This window comes from Moorena sp. SIO4E2, assembly GCF_010671945.1.
Lineage (GTDB): Bacteria > Cyanobacteriota > Cyanobacteriia > Cyanobacteriales > Coleofasciculaceae > Moorena > Moorena producens.
The window spans coordinates 4,665-10,777 of the sequence record NZ_JAAHIE010000237.1 but is presented as its reverse complement, the minus strand read 5'-3'; the positions used below and the strand labels follow the sequence as shown (position 1 = coordinate 10,777).

The following is a 6,113-nucleotide window of genomic DNA, read 5'->3' as shown; positions in this document are numbered from 1 at the left end:
TGTCCAAACCCCCGAAACTCCCCAACGTCCAAACTTCCTTTCTGTTGGGACTCTTTCATGGGGTAGTTTTCAAACACCAAAATGCTTTCAAATAAAGGCGTTCCCTGGGGGACATCGCTCAGGGTTTGAATCTCAGCCAGGGGATAGTAGGCATATTGCTCTTGTTCAATTTGTTGGGCTTGTAATTCCTTGAGCCATGGTAACAGCTCAGTTTCCCTGGCAACCTTAACCCTGGTTGCCAAGGTATTGATCAACACTCCCACCATCGATTCCACTCCCGGCAGAGTTGTGGACCGACCAGAAACCGTGGCACCAAAGATAATATCGGACTCTCCACTATAACGGGATAGTAAAATTGCCCAGGCTCCTTGCACCACAGTATTGAGGGTTAAATGATGCTGTCGAACCAAGGATTGTAGTTGGTTGGTATTCTCTGGAGATAAAGAGAAGCGTTGTTCTTGGTGGCCTTTGGTTTGTTGTTTCCCTTGATTAACCCTGATGACTGTGGGAGATTCAAATCCTTGGAGTTTTTGCTGCCAAAAGGTCTTGGCTTGTTCTAGGTCTTGTTGTTTTAACCAACTGATATAGTCTCGGTAGGGACGTGGAGACTTTAGGTGTAAGGCTTCTCCTTTAATTGTGGCTTCATAGAAGGCAAAGGCTTCTTGAAGAACGATCGCCATCGACCAGCCATCGAAGAGGATGTGGTGATGACTCCAAAGCAATTGATAGGTTTGATCACCCAGTTGGATCAAATTCAACCGCATGAGGGGGGCTTGTTCTAAATCAAACCCAAGGCGACGATCACTGTCTAATAAGCCTTCTAAACGATACTGTTGCTCTTGTGCTGTCAAATCTTGCCAGTGGTGGTATGTCCAAGGGAGTTCCACCTGTTTGTGTACGACTTGTAAAGGGTCATCCACTTCTTCCCAATAAAAGGAACTCCTTAACACAGGATGGCGTGCCACCACTTGCTGCCAGGCTTGTTCTAACACTGCACCTTTCAATGTTCCTTTGATTGTGCAGAGTAATTGCTCGAAATACACCTCCGACTCCGGCTCATACACCGTATGAAAGAGCATTCCCTGCTGCATGGAAGACAGTTCGTAAATCTCTTCAATGTTTTTGTTCTCCATGATGAGACTACCTCCGCTTCCGCTTATTCATTCTGGACATCAGTTTGTCAAGCTGTTTTTGATTAAGATTACTGGCTGAAAAGTCCGAAGGCGTATAGCCCCCAGTATCGGGACGTTGACAGTGTGTAATCAGGGTTTCCAAGGCTTGGATAAAGCCATGGGCTAACCCTTCAATGGTGGATTTTTTATGAATGCGATCGCTATAGGCAAAGGTCATCTCTAGCTTCCCTTCACTGACAAACCCACTCACCCCTAATAAATGACTCCGGTAGCTCCTGGGACTCTGCTCAGATTTTAATTCTTTAATCACGCCCAACCCAGTGGAGGTAGAAAGCATTCTCTCCAGCTGACCCAGGTAATTAAAGCTGACAGGGGCTGGCTTTAAGGCTGCTAATTGTTGCTTTATGTCCGAATCCTGATGCAGGTATCGCAACACCCCATAACCGATGCCTCCTTTTGGAATACGACGGAGTTGCTCTTTAATGGATTTCAAAGCTTCTCCAGGATCTTCTAAAGATTCTAGAGTTAACTGTACCGGAAACAGGGTGGTAAACCAACCCACTGTCCGAGATAAATCTACATCCTCAAATAAGTCTTCCCGTCCGTGTCCTTCAAGGTCAATTAGGAGGGAAGGCTGCCCTGTCCATCCACCGAAACTCTGCACCAAAGCAGTCAGTAGCACATCATTAATGCGGGTGTTATAGACCGATGGCACATCCTGTAACAGGGTGCGGGTTAGTTCCTCAGCCAAAGCAATGGACACCTTAGCGGTGGATGCGATCGCTTTATTCTCTTGCTCTGCTGGGTCACCCGGATAATCCACAGGTAATTCAGGCTGGTTAACCTGACCCTGAGATAACCAGTAACTGAGTTCTGTTGCCAGTTCTTGGGAAGCTGCATAATCGACCAATTGGTTTGACCAGTCTTGAAAAGCAGTGGTCTTAAGGGGTAATTGAATCTCTTCCCCCCGATCGATCTGTTGGTAAAGGGTTCCGAGATCTTCCAGTAAAATCCGCCAGGAAATCGCATCTACAGCTAAGTGATGAATCACCAATAACAAATAGTCAGAGTGGTCTTGCCCACATTGAAACCAAGTCACCCCAAGGAGTAAACCAGAAGACAGATCTAAACTGGCTTGTTGTTCGGCTTCTTTGTGCTTCAGTGCTGTGACTTGTTCTTCTGCTGTTAACTTACATAAGTCAACAATCTCAACGGGAGTGGGTTGATCGGGTTTAGTGTTCCTTTGCTGCCAATGTTCTTTTTCTTTGACAAACTGTAAGCGCAAACTGTCATGATGGACCAGTAGATGACCAACAGCCTTTTCCAAAACCTCAGCTTTGAGGTCTAAAGTGACGTGCAAGAGGATGGACTGATTGAAGTAATGGGGATCAGGCAAATTCTCTTGGAAAAACCACTGTTGGATGGGCGTCAAAGGCACTATCCCTGTGACCAGCCCTTGATTAGCTTCAACTTTACGGGTGGTTCCCACCACTTCTGCTAACTCAGCAATGGTTTGATGTTGGAATAACTGTTTAGGGGTAAACTGTAACCCTGACCGTGCAGCACGGGCAATCATCTGGATACTGACGATGGAATCTCCCCCCAGTTCAAAGAAGTTATCGTGAATCCCCACTTGTGCTATTCCCAACACTTCCGCCCAAATCTTCCTTAAGTGCCCCTCAATCCAGGTAAGAGGTTCCTCAAGGTCTCCCAGGGTTTCCAAATTCAGGCGTTCTGGTACTGGTAAAGCCCGATGGTTGACTTTCCCACTAGGGGTTAGGGGCAAGGCATCTAACATCACCAGGCTAGAAGGAACCATGTAAGGGGGAAGTGTCTCTTTGAGCATCTGAGTCACTGCATTGATCTCAATCTGACCCTTGTCATGGGGGACAACATAACCCACCAAACGTTTATTCCCTGGGGTTTCTTCCCGGGCAACCACCACAGATTGAAAGACTTGGGAGTGTTGGTTGAGGACCGCCTCAATTTCTCCCAATTCAACTCGGAAGCCCCGAATTTTAACTTGATTATCCAGGCGACCCAGAAACTCTAGGTTTCCGTCTGCTCGGTAACGCACCTTATCCCCAGTTTTATACAGACGACTGTTTGAGTCTTGATTGAAAGGGTCTGAAATGAATTTTTCTTGAGTCAAGTCTGGACGATTGAGATACCCTCTAGCCACCCCTGCACCGCCAATGTGCAATTCTCCTGGTACACCCACAGGAACGGGCTGCAAGGATTCATCCAGCACGTAAGTCTTGGCATTGGGAATTGGTCGTCCAATGGCAATGGGTTGTCCTTGCTGTGGTTGGTTGACCAACTGACTAACGGTTGCGATCACTGTTCCTTCTGTGGGTCCATAACTGTTGACAAGGGTTACAGAATCCCCAACAAACTCTAGCCAGAGTGAGACTTTTTCCGGTAAGGCACGTTCTCCACCGATAATGACTAACCGTAATGATTCTGGCAACACCAGACGCTCCTGGGTTAGTTCGCTACATAGTAAATGCCAGTAGGCTGTGGGAAAATTCCACACCGTCAACTGTAATCTTTGGGACTGATCCACGAACTCAGGGATGGATTGAATCATCTCTTCTGTCCGTAATATCAAGGTTGCCCCCTGAGTCAGACAAGGATAAATTTCTTCGGCTGCGGTGTCGAAGCTAATTGATGCAAATTGGAGAATGCGATCGCTTTTGGTGATTTTGTAGGTAATCACCGCAGCTTTGGTAAAATTCACCAACGATCGATGTTCAATCATTACCCCTTTAGGTTGTCCTGTCGAGCCAGAGGTATACATCACATAAGCTAAATCTTCTGGAGTGACTGTACTTTCTGGGTTTTGTGTGCTGTATTGGCTAATAACATCCTCTTGAGTATCAAGACAAACCACTGCCATTGGATGTTCTGATTTTAGGGTTGACCACTGCTTTTTGGTCACTAAAACTGACACCTGTGCATCATTGACCATATAACTCAAGCGCTCTGATGGATAGGCTGGATCCAGGGGAACATAAGCCGCCCCTGCTTTGAGAATGCCTAACAATCCAACAATTAAGTCTAAGGAGCGATCGATACACAATCCCACCAAAGTTTCTGGTTTAACTCCCAAGGTTTGCAGGTGTCGCGCCAGTTGGTTGGCTTTAGCATTTAATTCCCCATAGGTTAAATGCTGCCCTGCAAAGCTGACAGCAACAGCTTCTGGGCTATTTTGGACTTGAGCTTCAAACAGGTGGTGAATACATCCGTTAATTGAATAGTCAGCCTGGGTTTGATTCCAGTCCACTAATAGCTGATGTTCTTGGTCTGGGGACAAGATTGGCACTTGAGACAGTTTCTGACTCGGATTAGCCACAATCCCTTCTAACAAGATTTGGTAATGTCCCATCATCCGTTCAATGGTTGTACCATCAAACAGGTCGCTGTTGTATTCCCAGATCATGGTAATTCCTTCTTCTCCCTCGGCTGTGGAACCTTGTCCCACTCGTTGTTCAGACCTAGGAATCGTCACCACATCAAGGTCGAATTTGGCAGACTGATTACTTAGTGCTTCATACAAACTCATCTCCAGCCCTGGCAGTTTCAAGTCTGATAAGGGAGAGTCATGGAAGCTAAACATGACCTGGAATAAGGGATTATGACTCAGATCTCGCACTGGATTGAGAGCGTCTACCACCTTGTCGAAGGGCAGGTCTTCATTAGCGTAACCTTCTAGGGTCACTTGACGAACCCGATGGAGTAACGTTCTGAAACTGGGGTCTCCTGATAAATCAGTGCGCAATACCAAATTATTGACAATCATGCCAATTAACCCTTCCGTGCCAGGGATGCGTCGATTGGCCACTGCCGTACCCACGTTGAGGTCGTCCCTTCCGGTGTAGCGGTGCAATAGGGTCAGGAAGGCTGCAAACATGGTCATAAATAAGGTCGAACCTTCTTGACGACCGAGACGTCTGAGGTCTTGACACAGGTGCAAAGGTAACTCAGTTCTAATGGACGTTCCTTGATAAGTCTGCTCTGCTGGTCTGGGTCGATCGTAGGGTAATTCCAGAAGGGGGGCACTCCCTGATAGGGTTTGTTGCCAATAAGCCAGTTGTCGTTGGGCGGCTTCTCCTTTGACCCACTCCCTCTGCCAGTGAGCAAAGTCCACAAATTGGAGGGTGGGTTCGGGAAGGGGGGATAGATCACCGGTGGAGAAGGCTTTGTATAGTTCCACCAATTCACGAAGGAAGATATTAAACGACCAACCATCATGAACCATGTGATGTTCCACGTGAAGCAGAATATGGTCTTGAGGACTCAACCTTAAGAAGGTCCACCGGACGAGGGGCAGTTGAGTAAGGTCGAAGGGTTTTTGAAGTTCGACATCCAAATGTCTTTGGATTTCTGAGTCTTGATTGCTTTCTGGCACTGCTTGCAGGTCAACGACTGGTAATTGGATGGAGGGAGCAGGGTGAATCACTTGAAAAGGTCGTCCCTCCACAGCAGGCAGAGTGGTGCGGAAGATTTCATGGCGTCTGAGTATCTCCGTGAGGGTCTTTTCTAAAACCCTCACATCAAGTTGGCCTTTAAATCTTAGGGTAGACTGAAATTGGTAAGCTCGATTGGGTGCTAATTGTTCGATGAAGTAAACCCGTTCTTGGGCAAAAGAGACGGGCAAGTTGCCTTCCCTTACCATCGGTTGAATCGCAAGCAGTTGGGACTCTTCTTGTGAGGTCTGTGCTTGTTGAATGATTTGGCTCAATTGAGCGATTGTTGTTGCTTCAAAAAGGTTATGAAGCAGTAACTTCACCTGGAAAATATCCCAGATTCGGGTGATAATCTGGGTGGCGATTAGAGAATGTCCTCCTAAATCAAATAAGTTGTCATGGATCCCGATCTCCTCAAACCCTAATATCTCAGACCAAATGGAAACTAATTTTTCTTCCACGCCGTTACGAGGGGCAACCCAAGGGACATCCAAATCTGGGCGAGTTTTTG

At 46.9% G+C, this 6,113-nt stretch carries 2 protein-coding genes; both read right to left on the bottom strand.

Annotated features, from left to right (window positions below; genetic code table 11):
- Nucleotides 1-1,133: condensation domain-containing protein (locus tag F6K37_RS21910; RefSeq protein WP_287252126.1), on the bottom strand; the 1,133-nt coding region annotated here is incomplete at its 3' end.
- 7 nt (nucleotides 1,134-1,140) lie between these two features.
- A partial coding sequence (locus F6K37_RS21905; RefSeq protein ID WP_287252124.1) for a non-ribosomal peptide synthetase occupies nucleotides 1,141-6,113 on the bottom strand: 4,973 nt, incomplete at its 5' end.